Origin of the sequence: Klebsiella sp. JN_Kp126, assembly GCF_033843325.1 — a bacterium.
GTDB lineage: Bacteria > Pseudomonadota > Gammaproteobacteria > Enterobacterales > Enterobacteriaceae > Klebsiella > Klebsiella michiganensis.
In genome coordinates this window covers 40097-59910 of record NZ_JAWXQV010000092.1, presented here as the reverse complement: position 1 = coordinate 59910, position 19814 = coordinate 40097, and the positions used below count along the sequence as shown (strand labels likewise).

Sequence of the window (19814 nt, the reverse complement as noted above, 5' to 3'; positions counted from 1 at the left end):
GGTGAGAACATGGATGATCTACTGATCTTTGGCGCTGTGATTTTATTCTGCGGGCTGGTGGTTGGGCCGCTCGTGGCGATTGCCGCGCTCAGGCGCAGCGCGGCGGTCCGTGTGGAACTGGCGGCTTTGCAGCGTCGGGTTGAGGAGCTTGAGCTGCGCGGCGTTGCGCAGGCACCGGTGGCGGAGGCAAGTGGCGTCGTGCCGGCTGCTCCGGAAGTCGTTGCCTCTGTTGACGCAACAGCGCTGGTAGAACACGAGCCATCACCGGCGCCCGTGGCGGAAGCCGTTGACCCATGGCTTTCGCAGCCGAAGCCAACGCCGAAGCCGGAGCAGATGGCGAAATCGGCTCCTGAAACCGAACAACCTTCCGCGTTTGGCGGGATGGTATCGTCATTGGTTCGTTGGTTTATGCAGGGTAACCCGCTGGCGAAGCTCGGGATCCTACTGCTGTTTCTTGGCCTCTCCTTTCTGCTGCGCTATACCGTGGAACACGCGCTGTTCCCCCTCGAGTTGCGTCTGGTCGCAGCGTCGTTGTTCGCCATTGTCCTGCTGGCTGTCGGATGGCGGTTGCGGCATAAGCAACCGATGTACGCCCTGATCTTACAGGGTGGGGCAACGGGGGCGCTCTATCTCACCGTTTTTGGCGCCTTTCGCCTGTGGCAGATGCTGCCGATGACCCTGGCGTTTGCGCTGCTGGTGGTGATTTGCGCGGCGAGCGTAGGGCTGGCGATTGTGCAAAAAGCGCTCAGCCTGGCCATGCTGGCGAGTCTTGGCGGTTATCTTGCGCCGCTGCTGCTCTCTACCGGCGGCGGCAGTCATGTGGCGTTGTTCTCATTTTATCTTCTGCTGTCGGTGGGCATTCTTACCATCAGCATCCGCCAGCACTGGCGGGAGCTTAATCTGCTTGGCCTGCTGTTTACCTTTGGCGTCGGTGGCCTGTGGGGGCTGAATGATTATCGGCCAGAGTATTACCTGAGCTGCCAGCTGTTCTTAATCGCCAATACGATTATTTTTGGCGTGTTGAGCGTGGCGCTGTCGCTGCGGGCGCAGGAAAAGGGTAAGCAGATTATTGACGGCGTTCTGCTGTTTGCACCGCCGCTGGTCGGCTTTGGTATGCAGTACGCTATCACCCGGCATATGGAATACGGTCCGGCGCTCAGCGCGCTGGGCTACGGTGGCTTCTATCTGGCTTTAGCCTGGCTGGCACTGCGTCGCTACCCCTCTTTAGGGAAGCCGCTGGTACTGGCCGCGCTGGCGCTCGGCGGCGCATTTACCACCCTTGCTATTCCCCTTGCGCTTTCGGCTCGCTGGACCGCGATGGCCTGGTCGCTGGAGGGGCTCGGGATCCTCTGGCTGGGCGTGCAACAGCAGCAGCGGCGTATGAGCTATAGTGGGACTGCGCTACTCTTTTTGGGGGTTGGCAGCGCGCTCTGGGCGCAGGCAAATGACGCCACGCCGCTTTCTTTGCTGCTGATTTTCGCTGTACTCAGTCTTAGCTGGCTGGTCGCCGCCTGGCTGTGGCGAAGCATTGAAGTGCACGCCAGTGGAGGACTGCTTTTGGGCGGGCTACTGTTCTGGGTGGTGGCGCTTGTCGGCGCATCGCAGCTGGCGTTGAGTAAAGACTCGCAGATTATATTTGGCGTGCTGGCGACGCTGGCCGCGTCGGTATGGTGCTGGCGCGCGGTCGCTGCGCGTTTAGTCTGGCAAGAGCTGGATGCCAGCAAATGGTTGTTGTGGCCAATGATGTTGATAGTGCTGTTTTATCAGCTATCCCAACAGCAGATTTTCGCTGCTGGCTGGCAAAATCTGGCCTGGTGCGCGGCGCTGCCCGCGGCGGCGGCGCTGCTCTGGCGTGATGGGCCTTCCCTCCCGCCGCGCATAAACAGGCTCGCCCACCTGTCGCTGTTCTGGATGGTGTTGCTGGCGCTGGCGATGGAGCTGTTTTGGTTTACCCGGGATTTGCCGTGGGGGATGTCGGCCTGGGCGAGTGGATTAATGATGGCGGCAGGCGGGGGACTGATCTTCCTTGTCTCTGAAGCCGTTCATCGGCAAATATGGCCATTCCGGGTATGGCCTGGGCTGTATGCCTCTCAGGCCATGATACCGGTGGCGGTTGCGCTGGGATGCCTGCTAACGCTGACGAACGTGCAGGATGGTACGGTCTACGGTCAGACCTATTTGCCGTTGATTAACCCGCTGGAAGAGGGCGCCGCTTTCGCGCTGCTTGGGCTGACGATATTTTATCGCGTTTCGCGGCGTTATTTTCCGCTGCAGCTATCGGTATGCCGCCCCTGGCCCGCGGTCGCGCTGCTGGCGCTCGGCTTCTGGTGGCTGAATGGCCTGCTGCTGCGCGCCCTGGCCTGGTACGGCGAGGTGGCCTGGAATATAGAGGCGCTGTGGCATTCGCGCTTAATTCAGACCACTTTCGCTCTGGTCTGGACGCTGGCGGCGCTGGCGGTCATGCTGCGTGCGACGCGGCGACACTCCCGCCGCGAATGGCTGTGCGGCGCGGCGTTGTTAGGCGTTGTCATTGTGAAACTCATGCTGGTGGACAGCGCGCGCGGCGGCGGGCTGGCGCGCGCTGTCGCGTTTATCGGCGTGGCTATTTTGGTGCTGATCGTCGGGTATTTTTCCCCGTTACCGCCCAAAGCAGGAGAAGAAAAATGAAATGGATGAAAGCGGTGTTATGCAGCGTGCTGCTGGGCGTGACGGGCGCGGCTGTCAGCGGCGATGAAGCGCGAGAAAAACCACTGGACTATATGCAGGGGGTGATGCTGGAAACCACCGGCGCGTCGCCCTGGTATCGCGTCGAGCTTTCCCCGCTGCTCTATCAGGGGACGGCGTGGCCTGACCTGCGCGATGTGCGGGTATTTAACCATCAGGGAGAGACCGTACCGTTCGCGCTGCAGGTGCAGAAGGCGCAACCCGTTACGCCTGAAGCGATGACGCTGCGGCTTTTCCCTCTGGAGATGTCGCCGGTTCCGCCGCGCGAAGAGGGGCGACGCGGCGGAGAATCGCTGGTCCTGCGTTCAACAACGGGGATCGAAATTCATCTGGAAACCGATGATGCGAAGGCGCTCGGGCAGAGCTACTTACTGACGCTGCCAACGGAGAAAACGGACGCGTTTGCGCTGGCTCAGCTGCGGCTGAACTGGGCGGCGCTGGCGGGCAGCTGGCAGGGGAAAGCGTCGGTCTATTCCAGTCGGGATTTGAAGTACTGGCGCCCTGTCCAGGAGGATGCGCCCCTTATGGATCTGGCGCGCGATAGCGATCGTTTGAAAATGGATACCATTAGCGCTGACCTGACGCTCTCCGCGGACGGGAATCGTTACCTGCTGGTGCTCCTCGATTCGCAAAGCAAGGCGGTCGTGTTAAATAGCGTGACGGCCCTGGCCGAACGCAGAGAGCCCGAGTCTACGCGCATTGAGCTTGATGCGCAGGCGAACAAGATTTCAGATGAGGAAGCCGTTTGGCGCTGGGCCCGGCCTCAGCCGCTGACTTCGCTCAGGATATCGATGGCCAGCGAAGGGGTTCTGCCGGTCGCGCTCTCCTGGCGCAGCGGCGAAAAAGAAGCCTGGCAGCCGCTGACCAAAACCGTGCTGTATCGACTGGACGGCAAGCGTTCGGAGGATATTCAACTTTCAGGCCAGCCGGTTGAAGCGGTGCGGATCACAACGATTAACGCCAGATTACCGACGTCGCTGCCCGCGATAAGCGGTACGCGAGACAAATACCAGCTGGTTTTTAATACCCAGGGAAAAGGGCCTTATATGCTGGCCTGGGGCAACCGGGCGGCGCCAAAGGCGGATGTCGCCATGGACATGCTCATCCCGGCGTCGTTGCGCAAAACGCAGGCTGTAAGCGATCTACCGCTGGCCGTCGCGCAGGAGAGCGTCACCCTCGGCGGTGAAGCGCGGTTGACGGCGACGTCGGCTACCGAGCAGCAGAGCGGCTGGAAAAAGCTGCTGGTGTGGGGAGCGCTAATAGTGGGCGTCCTGGTGCTGGCGATGATGGCGTGGCGAATCTGGCGCGAAGTGAAAAAAAGCGGCTCCGTATAAAACAAAAAAGGCTCGCATCTGCGAGCCTTTTGCCGAACAACGTACGCCGATTACAGGCTGGATACGTTCTCGGTCAGGTATTTAGCGACGCCTTCCGGAGAAGCGGCCATACCTTCTTTTCCTTTTTCCCACTGCGCCGGGCAAACTTCGCCGTGCTCTTCGTGGAACTGCAGCGCGTCAACCATACGCAGCATTTCGTCGATGTTACGGCCCAGCGGCAGGTCGTTAACCACCTGGTGACGAACAACGCCGTTGGCGTCGATCAGGAAGGAACCACGCAGGGCAACGCCTTCGTCCGGGTGCTCAATACCGTACGCTTTCTGGATTTCGCGTTTGATGTCAGCAACCATGGCGTATTTAACCGGGCCGATGCCGCCCTGGTCTACCGGGGTGTTACGCCACGCGTTGTGGACGAACTCGGAGTCAAAAGAAACGCCAACCACTTCTACGCCGCGTTTCTGGAATTCTTCGTAGCGCTTGTCGAACGCGATCAGTTCAGACGGGCAAACAAAGGTGAAGTCCATCGGCCAGAAGAACAGAACGGTGGCTTTACCGCTGGTGTGCTGTTTGAAGTTGAATTTCTCAACGATTTCGCCGTTACCTAAAACCGCTGCCGCGGTGAAGTCCGGAGCCTGACGAGTAACCAGAACCATATGATTCTCCTGTTAATACTAAGGTTAATTGGAACGCAACGCGGGCAAGTATAGGGAGAGGCGCCGGCGAACTCAACGTGACGCTGACAATCGATGAGATAGGTTTTGCCTATCAATCGTTATTTGAAACGGCTATTCAGAATAGTCTTTTGCCAAAAAAGCGCAATCTTTTACAGTTCACCTTTTTTCGCCTGCGCCATCATCTGCGGGTAGAAGCGCCAGAACTGCTGCTCAAGACGATCGTAATGGGTATCCAGATCCTGCCAGGAGTCGCGCAGGGCGTCCAGCCGCGGACGGCGGCTGGCCATACCGTTCAGAACCCGCTGAATAAACGCCATATCCCGATAGCGTTCAAGCCAGCGCTCTGACCACAGGTATTCGTTGAGATTGACAAAACGCGGCGGGGAATCGGGCAAAATAAACGTGACCTGGGCGTGGGCGTAGCGGACAAACTCCGGCAGCGGCAGCTCGGGCGACAGCTGCGCCCAGTGGCGTGACAAGAAATGGTCCCACATCACATCCAGCGTAATCGGCGCAACCCGGCGCGTTTCGGGACGAAACCACCCTTTGGCTTCGGTGACTTCGGGCAGGTTATCCGTCAGTACATCGATCCGGCGGTGCATAAAAATGCCCTCCACGACGTCAGCGGGCCACTCGCCGGCGGGGTCGCCGCGAACGAAATCGGCCAGTAAATTACCGGAAAGGGAGCTGTCAGCGAGATGGGCGAGGTGCAGGTGTGCGAGAAAATTCATGCGATTCGTTATCCGGATACGGCTAGTTGTTGCAGCGAAGAGGTGTGAGCACTAGACTAAGCCGCCTGTTTTTAAGTCATGAGTATATGCCATGCGCGTCGCCGATTTCTCCTTTGAATTACCCGAATCCCTGATTGCCCACTATCCCATGCCCGAGCGCAGCAGCTGCCGCTTGCTGTCATTAGACGGGCCGACGGGCGCGCTGACGCACGGTACTTTCACCGATTTACTCGACAAGCTCAACCCTGGCGATCTGCTGGTTTTTAATAATACCCGCGTGATCCCGGCCCGCCTGTTTGGCCGTAAAGCCAGCGGCGGCAAGATTGAGGTGCTGGTCGAGCGCATGCTCGATGATAAACGTATTCTGGCACATATTCGCGCGTCTAAAGCGCCGAAACCGGGCGCGGCGCTGCTGCTCGGCGACGATGAAAGCATTAAAGCGACCATGGTAGCGCGCCACGACGCGCTGTTTGAAGTTGAGTTCGACGACGCGCGCAGCGTGCTGGACATTCTCAACGCTATCGGCCATATGCCGCTGCCGCCGTACATCGATCGTCCTGACGAAGACGCCGACCGCGAGCTGTATCAGACCGTATACAGCGAAAAACCGGGCGCCGTTGCGGCGCCAACCGCCGGCCTGCACTTTGATGAGCCGATGCTGGCGAAGCTTCGCGAAAAGGGCGTTGAGATGGCGTTCGTCACGCTGCACGTGGGGGCAGGAACCTTCCAGCCGGTACGCGTAGACAGCATTGAAGAGCATATTATGCACTCTGAATATGCGGAAGTGCCGCAGGAGGTGGTCGATGCGGTGCTGGCGGCAAAAGCGCGCGGCAGCCGGGTGATTGCGGTGGGCACGACCTCGGTGCGTTCGCTGGAAAGCGCGGCGCAGGCGGCGAAAAACGACCTGATTGAGCCTTTCTTCGGCGATACGCAGATTTTCATCTACCCGGGCTATCAGTACAAAGTCATTGATGCGCTGGTGACCAACTTCCATCTGCCTGAATCCACGCTGATTATGCTGGTTTCCGCATTTGCCGGCTATCAGCACACCATGAACGCCTATAAGGCTGCGGTAGAACAAAAATATCGCTTTTTTAGCTACGGGGACGCGATGTTTATCACGTACAATCCGCAGGCTATTTTTGAGCGCCCATAAGAAGGCTGTCGCGCTGGTTATTTTGACGCCTTCAGGAATTTATTAGCTATGGAATCATTCCGTAGCGAGTCGTTAAACGTCAGACTGTTTTTCTGACGCGGGAGTGATAATGAAATTTGAGTTAGATACCACCGATGGTCGCGCGCGCCGCGGCCGTCTTGTGTTTGAGCGCGGCGTCGTTGAAACGCCAGCCTTTATGCCGGTTGGCACCTATGGCACCGTAAAAGGGATGACGCCGGAAGAAGTTGAAGCGACCGGCGCGCAAATCATCCTCGGCAACACCTTCCATCTGTGGCTGCGTCCTGGTCAGGAGATCATGAAGCTGCACGGCGATCTGCACGACTTTATGCAGTGGAAAGGACCGATCCTCACCGACTCCGGCGGCTTCCAGGTCTTCAGCCTCGGCGATATTCGCAAAATCACCGAGCAGGGCGTGCACTTCCGCAACCCGATCAACGGCGATCCGATTTTCCTCGATCCGGAAAAATCCATGGAGATTCAGTACGATCTCGGTTCCGATATTGTGATGATCTTTGACGAATGTACGCCGTATCCGGCGGACTGGGATTACGCTAAGCGCTCGATGGAAATGTCCCTGCGCTGGGCGAAGCGCAGCCGCGATCGGTTTGACGGTCTGGGCAACAAAAACGCGCTGTTTGGCATCATTCAGGGCAGCGTTTACGAAGATTTACGTGATATCTCTGTTAAAGGTCTGGTAGAGATTGGCTTTGATGGCTACGCTGTCGGCGGTTTGGCTGTCGGCGAGCCGAAGGAAGATATGCACCGTATTCTGGAGCACGTCTGCCCGCAGATCCCGGCCGACAAGCCGCGATACCTGATGGGCGTCGGTAAGCCGGAAGATCTGGTTGAAGGGGTGCGTCGCGGGATCGATATGTTCGACTGCGTCATGCCGACGCGCAATGCGCGCAACGGCCACCTGTTCGTCACCGACGGCGTGGTGAAAATCCGCAACGCGAAGCACAAGAGCGATACTTCGCCGCTGGATGCAGAATGTGATTGCTACACCTGTCGCAACTATTCACGCGCTTACTTGCATCATCTCGACCGTTGCAACGAAATATTGGGCGCGCGACTCAATACCATTCATAACCTGCGATACTATCAGCGCTTAATGGCTGGTTTACGCAAGGCTATTGAAGAGGGTAAATTAGAGAGCTTCGTGACCGATTTTTACCAACGTCAGGGTCGAACCGTTCCACCTTTGAACGTTGACTAATTTTAATAATGAGGGAATTTCAATGAGCTTTTTTATTTCTGATGCGGTAGCAGCAACCGGTGGCGCGGCGCAGGGCAGCCCGATGTCTCTGATCCTGATGCTGGTGGTGTTTGGTCTGATTTTTTACTTCATGATCCTGCGCCCACAGCAGAAACGCACCAAGGAACATAAAAACCTGATGAACTCCATTGCCAAAGGCGATGAAGTACTGACCAACGGTGGCCTGGTTGGGCGCGTCACTAAAGTCGCGGAAAGCGGCTACATCGCTATCGCGCTGAACGATACCACTGAAGTGGTTATCAAACGTGACTTCGTAGCTGCCGTTCTGCCGAAAGGCACCATGAAGGCGCTGTAATTACCCATTTTCCCTAAGGGAACTGCCGTGTTAAACCGTTATCCTTTGTGGAAGTACGTCATGCTGGTCGTCGTCATTGTCGTCGGCTTAGTGTATGCGCTTCCCAACCTGTATGGTGAGGATCCGGCCGTTCAAATCACTGGCGCGCGCGGCGTCGCCGCCAGTGAGCAAACGCTGATCCAGGTCCAGAAAACACTACAAGAAGAAAAAATTACCGCGAAGTCTGTGGCACTGGAAGAGGGCGCAATTCTTGCGCGCTTCGACACCACTGATATCCAGCTGCGCGCGCGCGAAGCGCTGATGGGCGTGCTGGGTGACAAATACGTCGTGGCGCTTAACCTTGCTCCGGCAACCCCGCGCTGGCTGGCGGCCCTGTATGCCGAGCCGATGAAGCTGGGTCTTGATCTGCGCGGCGGCGTGCACTTCCTGATGGAAGTCGACATGGACACCGCGCTGGGCAAACTGCAGGAACAAAATATCGACAGCCTGCGCAGCGAGCTGCGTGATAAAGGCATTCCTTACGCGACCGTGCGTAAAGAAGACAACTACGGCCTGAGCATCGCTTTCCGCGACAGCGCCGCGCGCGACCAGGCTATCTCATACCTTAGCCCTCGTCACCGCGATCTGGTTATCTCCACTCAGGGCAGCACTGGCCTGAAAGCCGTGATGACAGACGACCGTCTGAAAGAAGCCCGCGAATATGCCGTTCAGCAGAACATCAATATCCTGCGTAACCGTGTAAACCAGCTGGGCGTTGCCGAACCTCTGGTTCAGCGTCAGGGCGCCGACCGTATTGTGGTTGAACTGCCGGGTATCCAGGACACCGCGCGTGCGAAAGAGATCCTCGGCGCGACCGCGACCCTGGAATTCCGTCTGGTTAACACTAACGTTGATAGCGCCGCGGCGGCCGCCGGTCGCGTTCCGGGCGACTCTGAAGTGAAATATACCCGCGAAGGCCAGCCGGTTGTGCTGTACAAGCGCGTCATCCTCACCGGTGACCACATCACCGACTCGACGTCGAGCATGGATGAGTACAACCAGGCGCAGGTTAACATCTCCCTGGATAGCGCTGGCGGCAACATCATGTCTAACTTCACCAAGGACAACATCGGTAAACCGATGGCGACCCTGTTTGTGGAGTACAAAGACAGCGGGAAGAAAGATGCCAACGGGCGCGCGATTCTGGCGAAAGAGGAAGAGGTGATTAACATCGCCAACATCCAGTCTCGTCTGGGTAACAGCTTCCGTATTACCGGCATCAGCAACCCGACCGAAGCGCGCCAGCTCTCCCTGCTGCTGCGTGCAGGCGCGCTGATTGCGCCGATTCAGATTGTTGAAGAACGGACCATCGGTCCAACCCTCGGTATGCAGAACATCAAGCAGGGCCTGGAAGCGTGTCTGGCCGGTCTGGTGGTCTCCATCCTGTTTATGATCTTCTTCTACAAGAAGTTCGGCCTGATTGCGACCTCTGCGCTGGTGGCTAACCTGGTGCTGATTGTCGGCATTATGTCCCTGATTCCGGGGGCGACGCTGACCATGCCGGGGATTGCGGGGATCGTGTTAACCCTTGCGGTGGCGGTCGATGCGAACGTTCTGATTAACGAACGTATTAAAGAAGAGCTGAGCAACGGGCGCTCCGTGCAGCAGGCGATTGACGAAGGTTATCGCGGCGCGTTCAGCTCCATCTTTGATGCCAACATTACGACGCTTATCAAAGTCATTATCCTGTACGCGGTCGGTACCGGTGCCATTAAAGGGTTTGCGATTACCACCGGTATCGGTATTGCGACCTCAATGTTTACCGCTATCGTCGGCACCCGTGCCATCGTGAACCTGCTGTACGGCGGCAAGCGCGTTAAAAAGCTGTCTATCTGAGGAGTGCGTTGTGGCACAGGAATATACTGTTGAACAATTGAACCACGGCCGTAAAGTCTGGGACTTTATGCGCTGGGACTACTGGGCTTTCGGCATTTCAGGTTTTCTGCTGATTTTGTCCATCGCTATTATTGGCGTGCGCGGGTTTAACTGGGGTCTGGATTTCACCGGCGGTACGGTGATTGAGATCACCCTCGAAAAACCTGTCGATATGGACCAGGTGCGTCAGTCGCTGCAGAAGGCGGGCTTTGAAGAGCCGCAGCTGCAAAACTTCGGCAGCAGCCGCGACATCATGGTGCGTATGCCGCCGGTGCATGACGCCAACGGCAGCCAGGAGCTGGGCAGCAAGGTCGTTAGCGTGATTAACGACTCGACCAGCCAGAACGCGACGGTCAAACGTATTGAGTTTGTGGGGCCGAGCGTTGGCGCGGACCTTGCGCAGACCGGCGCGCTGGCGCTGATAGCCGCGCTGGTGTGTATCCTGATCTACGTCGGCTTCCGCTTTGAGTGGCGTCTGGCGGCAGGGGTGGTTATCGCGCTGGCGCACGACGTGGTGATCACCATGGGCGTGCTGTCGCTACTGCATATCGAGATCGACCTGACCATTGTGGCCTCGTTGATGTCGGTTATCGGCTACTCGCTGAACGACAGTATCGTGGTATCCGACCGTATTCGTGAAAACTTCCGCAAGATTCGCCGCGGTACGCCGTACGAAATCTTTAACGTGTCGTTGACGCAAACGCTGCACCGTACCTTGATCACCTCCGGGACAACCTTGATGGTTATCCTGATGCTGTACCTCTTCGGCGGTCCGATTCTGGAAGGCTTCTCGCTGACCATGCTCATCGGTGTCTCCATCGGTACGGCTTCTTCTATCTACGTCGCGTCCGCGCTGGCGCTGAAGCTGGGCATGAAGCGCGAGCACATGCTGCAGCAGAAAGTCGAGAAAGAAGGGGCGGATCAGCCGTCAATTCTGCCGTAAGGCAATCGCGTAGCGATAAAACGAATCCCGGTCGCAAGGCCGGGATTTTTTTATTACAGCCGCCCGGATTTTGGTTACTCTCCCGTATCAGCACGCAATGACATGGAGAAATGCCGATGGCTGTCGTAACGCTTTCCACCGTTCCTCAACCCCCGCTCTGGCACGATGTGCCTTCCGTTACGCTTAACGACGACACGCTGCGGCTGCGCAAGTCCAGGGTGCTGGCAAATATGCGTCAGTCCGGCGTAGACACGCTTATCGTCTATGCCGACAAAGAGCACGGCGGCAACTTTGAGTATCTCACCGGCTTTATTCCCCGTTTCGAAGAGGCGCTGCTGGTGCTGCATCGGGACGGTGAAGCGGTGCTGGTGCTGGGTAACGAGAATCTCAAGCTGGCAGGCCATGCCCGGCTGGAAAACCGTGTGATTCACGCCCCGTGGTTTTCGCTGCCCAATCAGCCGATGGAAACCGGTAAAACGCTGGCTCAGCGGCTTCAGGAGGCAGGCGTTGCGGCGGAAAACCGAATTGGCCTGGCGGGCTGGAAGCTCTTTACCGGCGCGGCGGATGACCGCGCGCAGATGTTCGATCTGCCTGCCTTTATCGTGGACGCTATTCGCCAGGCCGCCGGCCCGCAGGCAAGATTAACTAACGCCACCGGCATTTTTATCGACCCGGCAAGCGGAGCGCGAGTCACCAATAATGCCAACGAGCTGGCGCACTATGAGTACGGCGCAAATCTGGCTTCCACCGCGATTCTCACCGCGCTTAACGCCGTTGCGCCGGGTAAAACGGAAAAGCAAATCGGCGCGCTGCTGGCGGCGGAAGGGCAGCCTAATAGCGTGGTGATGATTGCCGCTACCGGCGAGCGCTTCGCTTGGGCGAATCTTTATCCGGGCGATAAGGTGATTCAGCGCGGAGATAAATTCTCGCTGACCACCGGCTTCAAAGGCGGCCTGAGCAGCCGCGCCGCCTACGTGGTGGCCGATGAGAGCGAACTGGCGCCCGAGGTGGCTGATTATCTCGAGGTCGTGGCGAAGCCCTATTTCAACGCGGTGGTGAACTGGCTGGAAAATCTGCGCATCGGCATGCGCGGCGGTGATATGTATGCGCTGATAGAGCAGGCGTTGCCGAAGGCGGAATATCACTGGCACCTGAATCCGGGGCATCTGGTCGCGGATGAGGAGTGGCTCTGTTCGCCCATTGGCCCCCATTCAACCGCCTGCCTGCAAAGCGGGATGATACTGCAAATCGACATCATTCCTTCCCGCCCGGGCTACGGCGGCGCAAGCATTGAAGATACCGTGGCGCTTGCCGATAGCGCGTTGCGTCGGGAGCTGGCGCAGCGCTATCCCGAACTCTGGCAGCGTATCGTCGCCCGGCGCTTGTATATCGGCGAGCAGCTTGGCATTGTGCTTCCTGAAGAGGTGCTGCCATTTTCCAGTACCGTGGGATACCTGCGTCCGTGGCTGCTGAGTCCCGAGCGCGCGCTGGTGTGCGCACCATACTGACACAATGCTGTCAGTAGGCCTGTCTTACACTCCTCCTGAACCCAAACAATGGACAGGAGGATGTATGAACAACGTAATTAACTGGTTTGAGATCCCGGTTGCGGAGATGGATCGTGCCGTGGCGTTTTACGAGCCGGTGATGCAGGTGACGCTGCGTCGGGAAAAAATGGATTGCATCGAGATGGCCGTTTTCCCGCATGAGGATCCGGCTCCCGGCGGCGCGCTGGCAAAGTTCGATGGCGTTAAGCCCTCCGATCAGGGATGTATTATCTATCTGCATACTGACAATCTGGCGGCCACGCTCGATCGCGTCAACTCGGCGGGCGGAAGCTGCGTGTTTGGCCCCCTTGAGCTGGCGGACGATATCGGCACGATTGCCCTGTTTATTGACAGTGAGGGTAATCGGATTGGCCTTCACCAACCCGCGTAAATGAGACAACAGAAATGAGCCGACGCGCCGACCGCCTTTTTCAAATCGTCCAGATCCTGCGCGGGAGGAGATTAACCACCGCCGGGCTGCTGGCCGAGCGGCTCGGCGTGTCAGAGCGCACCATCTACCGCGACATTCGCGACCTCTCGCTCTCCGGCGTCCCGGTTGAGGGGGAAGCCGGGAGCGGCTACCGGCTGCTGGCAGGCTATGACCTACCGCCGCTGATGCTAACAACCCAGGAATCGGAAGCGCTGATGGCCGCTATACGGCTGCTGCAAACCTGGGGCGGCGCCTCGCTGTCCCAGGCGCTGGAGTCGGCGCAGGAAAAAGTGCTGGCTATTTTGCCTGCCGAGAGCCGGCGCAAGGCGGAGCAGTCGCGCGTGTTCGCACCGGACTTTGGTGCGCAGGGCTATAGTAAAGATCAGTTTGATATAGTGCATCGGGCAGTCTCCGCCCAGCAGGCGCTGGGGCTGCGCTATCGCGATGAAGCGGGAAACGTGTCGCAGCGTGACGTACTGCCGCTGGGGCTTTTTTTCTGGGGCGAGCGCTGGCTGCTGGTGACCTGGTGCGAACTGCGGGAAGATTATCGCTGTTTTCGCCTTGACCGCTGCCTGGAGATTTCCGCCACCGGGCGTCATTTCAGCGAACGAGCCGATCGCTCATTGAGTGATTTCTTGCGTAAGGTGAGATGCGAAGAGCGTTAGCTTTTATGATCCCCGGCGTAGTTGCCGGGGATCATCGAGCCGATTAGAAGTTGTAGCCGACCACGAAGTAACCACCCCAGCCGGTAGAACGGACGTTAAAGTCGCCGTCGCCGAAGTTCAGCTTCGCGTCATCCGCCCACTGGCCGCCGTTGTGGAAGTAACGCGCCACGACGGAGTAGTGCCAGTGATCGTAGTTCAGCGCCAGGATATGGCTGGACGCGATGGAGTTGCTGGTGCGTGAATGCTTACCGTTCAAATCATAAGCGTTGTCATCGCCCAGATCGGAGCCCCAGTCAAAGTTGGTGAAGCCGATATAGCTCAGTGAACCGCCCCACAGGTCGGTCAGCGGCACGAAGTATTTCACTTTGAAGCGGTAGCCGTCCCACTCGTTCTCGTTTGATGCGCCATAGTTTTGCCACTGATATTTCGCATAGACGTTGAGCGAGAGGCTCATCGGCAGGCCGGTATCGATATCGGTACCCAGACCCATATACCAGGTGCTCTGACGACCGGACTTGTTGCGGCCCATGTCGTAGATATAGTTGTTAGCGAAATACCACTCTTTGAACGGGCCGAAGCTGAGGTCGGTACCGGTCAGTTTGTCGATGGAGAAGCGCGGCTCAATTTCCATAAACAGCGGGGAACCGTGGTTCCAGATACCTTTCGCGTTGGTGTTACCACCGAAGAATACCGGAGCATCCATATAGCCATAGAAATCAAACCAGTCTTTCTTGGCGAACGCTTCATATTCCAGATAAGTATCGTTACGGATCTGCGGCCCAAAACGAGTGTGGTAGCTGCCCACCACGTTTACACTCTGGTGCCACCAATCAGACAGGTATTGCGGTTTGTCGTTTTCTGCCGCGCTGGCAGAGAAAGATGCGGAGAGCGCCAGAGCTGCGCCGGCTGCCAGTAATGTTTTTTTCATAATGATGCCACTGTTTAAATTAAGCCTGAAGGCGTTAAAAGAAGCGCCGAAGCGTTTCTAAATATTTCGTATTTCTGTGGCGTCTATTATAGGAATCATTGCTCACAAAAATATGTGTTGTTTCACATAACGAACACATGCGTAATCGATTGCGTTCACGATTTTATGCATTTCTTGCGGGAATGCCACCGAAATTCATAAATTCTGGCAATTTTTAGTGAACTGAATGGAAAATCTGTAAGTGGATTAGCATGAGGGGAGGGGAGCCGGATGTTCAGGGCATCCGGCTGAGGGCGTTACGGCGTGTTTGCGGGCTGGATATCGTGGATGCGGACAAAGCCAACCTGCTCGGGCGTTACGCCATTCAGGCGTAGCGGAATATCGACGTCGCTCGGCGCCAGAACGCTTGCCGGCGCGCTAATCAGCTGATTTTGTACGTTAACTTCCTGATAGCTATCGGTGGTGCCGCTGATCTGCCCGGAGGCGACCGTCGCGCTAAAGGCCGGCAGCGGATCGTTTGATTCACCCTGGATACGCAGGGTCAGGCGGGTACCGTCGCCATCCGGCGCGATATTGAGCAGCGACATGCGCAGCGTACCAATCTGGCTTTTCAGGCGAGCTGGCGTTTTCGCCTCCGGCAGCAGGTATACGCCGCTGTTTGATTTCGCGTTCAGAACGTTTTGCTGAGTAATTTTTACCGTTTGCTGATTGAGCTGGGTCATCTCTTTGCTCAGGGTGCTCACGCTCTGGTTCATCTGGCGGATTTCGCTTTGCTGCGCGCAGGCGCTGAGGGTGAAAATGCTACCCACAATGGCCAGCTTTAAATAACGTCTTGTCATAGTTGGGATTCCGTTAACAGAGGATGCTTAATGGTAGACCGATCGGATAATCGCACTATAGATCCTTTGTCTCAAAAGCTCTTTCTTTGTTGTCGGGTCACTTCGCGGTAAACTACCCGTTAGTTTAACTACATGTCAGGACGCGCCATGCATTGCCCTTTCTGTTTCGCCGTAGATACCAAAGTTATCGACTCTCGTCTGGTGGGCGAGGGCTCTTCCGTGCGTCGTCGTCGTCAGTGTCTGGTCTGTAATGAACGTTTTACGACGTTTGAAGTGGCGGAACTGGTGATGCCGCGAGTCGTAAAAAGCAACGACGTGCGCGAGCCTTTTAATGAGGACAAACTGCGCAGCGGTATGCTGAAAGCGCTGGAGAAGCGCCCGGTCAGCTCAGACGATGTCGAAATGGCGGTTAACCATATAAAAACCCACCTGCGCGGGACCGGCGAGCGGGAAGTGCCGAGCAAAATGATCGGCAACCTGGTGATGGAACAGCTGAAAAAGCTCGATAAAGTCGCCTACATCCGCTTTGCTTCGGTCTATCGCAGCTTCGAAGATATCAAAGAGTTTGGCGAAGAGATCGCCCGCTTACAGGACTGAGCCCATGCAGGATGAAATATACATGGCGCGAGCGCTGAAGCTGGCCGCGCGCGGACGCTTCACCACGCACCCAAACCCGAATGTCGGCTGCGTGATCGTTAAAGATGGCCAGATCGTCGGCGAAGGTTTTCACTATCGCGCCGGTGAACCGCACGCGGAAGTGCACGCGCTGCGCATGGCGGGCGAAAAAGCGAAAGGCGCGACGGCGTACGTCACGCTGGAGCCCTGTAGCCATCACGGGCGCACGCCGCCGTGCTGCGAGGCGCTGATTGCCGCAGGGGTGACCCGCGTGGTTGCGGCGATGCAGGATCCGAACCCGCAGGTCGCGGGTCGCGGTTTGTACCGTTTGCAGCAGGAAGGGGTCGACGTCAGTCACGGGCTGATGATGAACGAAGCCGAGGCGCTGAATAAAGGTTTTCTTAAGCGGATGCGCACCGGTTTTCCCTGGATTCAGTTAAAAATGGGCGCATCGCTGGATGGGCGCACGGCGATGGCCAGCGGAGAGAGCCAGTGGATCACCTCACCGCAGGCGCGGCGCGATGTGCAGCGCCTGCGTGCGCAAAGCCACGCCATCCTGACCAGCAGCGCGACGGTGCTGGCGGATGACCCGGCGCTAACCGTACGCTGGGACGAGCTCAACGCCGACACCCAGGCGCTGTATCCGCAGGAAAACCTGCGCCAGCCTTTGCGTATCGTTATCGATAGTCAGAATCGCGTCACGCCGCAGCATCGTATCGTGGAGCAGGCGGGTGAAACGCTGTTTGCCCGTACCCGTGAAGATGAACGCCAGTGGCCGGAGAACGTACGCACGCTGCTGGTGCCGGAGCATAACGGTCGCCTGGATCTGGTGGTCCTGATGATGCTGCTGGGCAAACAGCAAATTAACTCGATCTGGGTGGAAGCAGGCCCCACCCTTGCCGGCGCGCTGCTGGAGGCCGGGCTGGTGGACGAGCTTATCGTCTATATTGCGCCTAAACTGTTAGGCAGCGATGCGCGCGGATTATGTGTACTGCCGGGGCTTGAGAAACTTGAGCAAGCACCCCATTTCAAATTCAATGAGATACGTCATGTAGGCCCGGATATTTGCCTGCATTTAGTGAACGCTTGATTTCCCCGGACAAAAGGGAAAGCAGTGCGCCGATTATTATGATAGAATCCGCCCCCCTTGCGGGGCCAAATGAACTGAACCCGAAGGAAGAGTATGAACATTATTGAAGCTAACGTTGCTACCCCGGACGCTCGCGTCGCCATCACCATCGCGCGTTTCAACAACTTTATCAACGACAGCCTGCTGGATGGCGCGATTGACGCCCTGAAGCGTATTGGCCAGGTCAAAGATGAAAACATTACCGTGGTTTGGGTTCCAGGCGCGTATGAGCTGCCGCTGGCGGCTGACGCACTGGCGAAAACCGGTAAGTATGACGCAGTGATCGCGCTGGGTACCGTTATCCGTGGCGGCACCGCGCACTTTGAATATGTGGCTGGCGGTGCAAGCAATGGCCTGGCGCACGTCGCTCAGGACAGCGGAATCCCGGTAGCCTTCGGTGTTCTGACCACAGAAAGTATTGAACAAGCCATCGAACGCGCTGGCACCAAAGCCGGTAACAAAGGCGCTGAAGCCGCGTTGACCGCGCTGGAAATGATTAACGTATTGAAAGCCATCAAGGCCTGATTTTTGTAAGGGGAATTCCGTGAAACCTGCTGCTCGTCGCCGCGCCCGTGAGTGTGCTGTCCAGGCGCTTTACTCCTGGCAGTTGTCCAAAAACGACATCGCTGATGTCGAATACCAGTTCCTGGCGGAACAGGATGTGAAAGATGTAGACGTTCTGTATTTCCGCGAACTGCTGTCCGGAGTGGCGACTAACAGCGCGTATCTCGACGGCCTGATGAAGCCGTATCTTTCTCGTCTGCTGGACGAGCTGGGTCAGGTGGAAAAAGCGGTGCTGCGTATCGCACTGTTTGAGCTGTCAAAGCGTAGCGATGTACCGTACAAAGTTGCGATTAACGAAGCCATCGAACTGGCGAAAACCTTTGGCGCTGAAGATAGCCATAAGTTTGTCAACGGCGTGCTGGACAAAGCTGCCCCGGTAATTCGTCCCAACAAAAAGTAAATTCCAGGGCCGGTTTTTGCAGAGTCTCACTTCTGCAAACCGGCCTTATTCTTTTCTTTTTCTGAGGCATAACGTATGGCATGCGGCGAATTTTCCCTGATTGCCCGTTATTTTGATCGCGTAAAAAGCGCACGTCTTGATGTTGAAACCGGCATTGGCGACGACTGCGCGCTCCTGAACATCCCCGAGAAAAAAACGCTGGCAATCAGCACCGACACCCTGGTGGCGGGAAACCATTTTTTACCCGATATCGACCCTGCCGACCTCGCCTATAAAGCGCTGGCGGTCAACCTGAGCGACCTGGCGGCAATGGGCGCTGAACCGGCGTGGCTAACCCTGGCCCTGACCCTGCCGGAAGCGGACGAAGCCTGGCTTGAGGCCTTTAGCGACAGCCTGTTCGTGCAGCTTAATTATTACGATATGCAGCTCATTGGCGGCGATACCACGCGCGGACCGCTGTCGATGACGCTGGGTATTCACGGCTATGTGCCGACGGGACGCGCTTTGAAGCGCTCCGGGGCAAAGCATGGCGACTGGATTTACGTCACCGGCACGCCGGGAGACAGCGCAGCGGGTCTGGCGATTTTGCAGGATCGGCTGCAGGTTGAAGATGACGCCGACGCGGATTATCTCCTGGCGCGCCATCTGCGTCCGCTGCCGCGGGTTCTGCAGGGGCAGGCGCTGCGCGATTTGGCGAACGCCGCCATCGATCTCTCCGACGGCCTGATTTCTGACCTGGGGCATATTCTCAAGGCCAGCGGCTGCGGCGCGCGCGTCGATCTTGATGCGATGCCGTTCTCGGATGCGATGCTGCGCCAGGTTGAGCCTGAGCAGGCGCTGCGCTGGGCGCTCTCCGGCGGTGAAGATTACGAGCTGTGCTTTACCGTACCTGAACTCAATCGCGGGGCGCTGGACGTGGCCCTTGCCAACCTCGGCGCGCGTTTTACCTGCATTGGGCAGATCCTGCCGGAATCGGAAGGTCTGCAGTTCACACGCGAAGGTAAGCCCGTCACGTTCGATTTTAAGGGATACGATCATTTTGGCGCGTAGTAGAGATGTGGCGAAAAGCCGTCTGAAGATGAGCAATCCCTGGCATCTGCTGGCAACGGGATTTGGCAGCGGCCTTAGCCCCGTGGTTCCCGGCACTATGGGATCGCTGGCGTCGATCCCCTTCTGGTATTTGCTGACCTTACTCCCCTGGCAGCTCTATTCGCTGGCGGTGATGATGAGCATCTGCATTGGCGTCTATATTTGCCACCGTACGGCGAAAGATATGGGTACCCACGATCATGGCAGCATTGTCTGGGATGAGTTTGTCGGGATGTGGATCACCCTGATGGCTCTACCGACGATGGACTGGCAGTGGGTCGCCGCTGGATTTGTGATTTTCCGCCTCTTTGATATGTGGAAGCCGTGGCCCATCCGCTGGTTCGACCGCAATATCCACGGCGGGATGGGGATCATGGTGGACGATATTGTCGCCGGGGTGATTTCCGCCGGGGTGCTGTACGTGATTGGCCACCACTGGCCGATTGGTCTTTTTTAAACCAGTCTGGCCCGGCTGGCCTGGCGCCTCTGGGAAATTGAGCAGGCAGGCTTTTCCCGGAGGCGGTGGTGAACTCGTCGTCC

At 57.5% G+C, this 19814-nt stretch carries 20 protein-coding genes; 16 read left to right on the top strand and 4 right to left on the bottom strand.

Going from position 1 to position 19814, the window contains the following annotated elements; translation table 11 throughout:
• Positions 1–9: 9 nt before the first annotated feature.
• Positions 10–2667, top strand: coding sequence for a DUF2339 domain-containing protein (locus SIK97_RS25455; protein ID WP_057173892.1), 2658 nt, complete (start codon positions 10–12; stop codon positions 2665–2667).
• The gene (locus tag SIK97_RS25450) at positions 2664–4058 is read left to right on the top strand and encodes a DUF3999 domain-containing protein (protein WP_057173893.1); all 1395 of its coding nucleotides are present in this window, start codon (positions 2664–2666) and stop codon (positions 4056–4058) included. Before SIK97_RS25455 ends, SIK97_RS25450 begins: the two co-directional genes overlap by 4 nt.
• Positions 4059–4108: 50 nt before the next feature.
• On the opposite strand, the gene SIK97_RS25445 is transcribed toward SIK97_RS25450, so the two are convergent.
• Together SIK97_RS25445 and acpH are read right to left on the bottom strand one after the other, a co-directional pair.
• Positions 4109–4711 (bottom strand): peroxiredoxin, encoded by a 603-nt coding sequence (locus tag SIK97_RS25445; protein WP_004099418.1) that lies wholly within the window; start codon positions 4709–4711, stop codon positions 4109–4111.
• 170 nt (positions 4712–4881) lie between these two features.
• Positions 4882–5463, bottom strand: coding sequence for an ACP phosphodiesterase (gene acpH, locus SIK97_RS25440; protein ID WP_057173894.1), 582 nt, complete (start codon positions 5461–5463; stop codon positions 4882–4884).
• A gap of 91 nt (positions 5464–5554) precedes the next feature.
• Here acpH and queA point away from each other — a divergent pair, with 91 nt between their 5' ends.
• The 8 genes from queA to SIK97_RS25400 all read left to right on the top strand — a co-directional run bounded on the left by queA (position 5555) and on the right by SIK97_RS25400 (position 13710).
• On the top strand, positions 5555–6619 hold the full coding sequence (gene queA, locus SIK97_RS25435) for a tRNA preQ1(34) S-adenosylmethionine ribosyltransferase-isomerase QueA (protein ID WP_032694142.1): 1065 nt from the start codon (positions 5555–5557) through the stop codon (positions 6617–6619).
• A 109-nt stretch (positions 6620–6728) separates the two neighbouring features.
• Entirely contained in the window at positions 6729–7856 is a 1128-nt protein-coding gene (gene tgt, locus SIK97_RS25430) for a tRNA guanosine(34) transglycosylase Tgt (RefSeq protein ID WP_004129667.1), read from the top strand.
• Between the two features lie 22 nt (positions 7857–7878).
• Positions 7879–8211, top strand: coding sequence for a preprotein translocase subunit YajC (gene yajC / locus SIK97_RS25425; RefSeq protein ID WP_004099423.1), 333 nt, complete (start codon positions 7879–7881; stop codon positions 8209–8211).
• A 27-nt stretch (positions 8212–8238) separates the two neighbouring features.
• A complete protein-coding gene (gene secD, locus SIK97_RS25420) occupies positions 8239–10086 on the top strand; it encodes a protein translocase subunit SecD (RefSeq protein WP_071957337.1) in 1848 nt (615 codons plus the stop codon).
• A gap of 10 nt (positions 10087–10096) precedes the next feature.
• Entirely contained in the window at positions 10097–11068 is a 972-nt protein-coding gene (gene secF, locus SIK97_RS25415; protein WP_004848195.1) for a protein translocase subunit SecF, read from the top strand.
• Between the two features lie 116 nt (positions 11069–11184).
• The gene (locus tag SIK97_RS25410; protein WP_048261401.1) at positions 11185–12576 is read left to right on the top strand and encodes a M24 family metallopeptidase; all 1392 of its coding nucleotides are present in this window, start codon (positions 11185–11187) and stop codon (positions 12574–12576) included.
• 64 nt (positions 12577–12640) lie between these two features.
• Positions 12641–13006 (top strand): VOC family protein, encoded by a 366-nt coding sequence (locus SIK97_RS25405; protein WP_014228160.1) that lies wholly within the window; start codon positions 12641–12643, stop codon positions 13004–13006.
• 14 nt (positions 13007–13020) lie between these two features.
• Positions 13021–13710: a helix-turn-helix transcriptional regulator gene (locus SIK97_RS25400; RefSeq protein WP_014228161.1), complete on the top strand. Its 690-nt coding sequence runs from the start codon at positions 13021–13023 to the stop codon at positions 13708–13710.
• A gap of 43 nt (positions 13711–13753) precedes the next feature.
• On the opposite strand, the gene SIK97_RS25395 is transcribed toward SIK97_RS25400, so the two are convergent.
• Entirely contained in the window at positions 13754–14638 is an 885-nt protein-coding gene (locus tag SIK97_RS25395) for a nucleoside-specific channel-forming protein Tsx (RefSeq protein ID WP_004848202.1), read from the bottom strand.
• 296 nt (positions 14639–14934) lie between these two features.
• On the bottom strand, positions 14935–15477 hold the full coding sequence (locus tag SIK97_RS25390) for a DUF3251 domain-containing protein (RefSeq protein ID WP_032748221.1): 543 nt from the start codon (positions 15475–15477) through the stop codon (positions 14935–14937).
• 147 nt (positions 15478–15624) lie between these two features.
• Here SIK97_RS25390 and nrdR point away from each other — a divergent pair, with 147 nt between their 5' ends.
• From nrdR to pgpA, 6 genes are all read left to right on the top strand, one after another.
• Complete coding sequence (gene nrdR / locus SIK97_RS25385; protein ID WP_014228162.1) at positions 15625–16074, top strand: transcriptional regulator NrdR; 450 nt, start codon at positions 15625–15627, stop codon at positions 16072–16074.
• 4 nt (positions 16075–16078) lie between these two features.
• Positions 16079–17182, top strand: coding sequence for a bifunctional diaminohydroxyphosphoribosylaminopyrimidine deaminase/5-amino-6-(5-phosphoribosylamino)uracil reductase RibD (ribD, locus tag SIK97_RS25380; protein WP_057173895.1), 1104 nt, complete (start codon positions 16079–16081; stop codon positions 17180–17182).
• A 93-nt stretch (positions 17183–17275) separates the two neighbouring features.
• Positions 17276–17746, top strand: a complete 471-nt coding sequence (gene ribE / locus SIK97_RS25375; RefSeq protein ID WP_004129690.1) for a 6,7-dimethyl-8-ribityllumazine synthase — start codon at positions 17276–17278, stop codon at positions 17744–17746.
• 19 nt (positions 17747–17765) lie between these two features.
• On the top strand, positions 17766–18185 hold the full coding sequence (gene nusB, locus SIK97_RS25370; RefSeq protein WP_004099457.1) for a transcription antitermination factor NusB: 420 nt from the start codon (positions 17766–17768) through the stop codon (positions 18183–18185).
• 75 nt (positions 18186–18260) lie between these two features.
• Positions 18261–19235 carry a thiamine-phosphate kinase gene (gene thiL, locus SIK97_RS25365; protein WP_014228164.1) on the top strand — a complete coding sequence of 325 codons (975 nt, stop codon included), beginning with the start codon at positions 18261–18263 and terminating at the stop codon, positions 19233–19235.
• The gene (pgpA, locus tag SIK97_RS25360; protein ID WP_004133926.1) at positions 19225–19731 is read left to right on the top strand and encodes a phosphatidylglycerophosphatase A; all 507 of its coding nucleotides are present in this window, start codon (positions 19225–19227) and stop codon (positions 19729–19731) included. The genes thiL and pgpA overlap by 11 nt, the downstream gene beginning before the upstream one ends.
• The last annotated feature ends 83 nt before the right edge of the window (positions 19732–19814 follow it).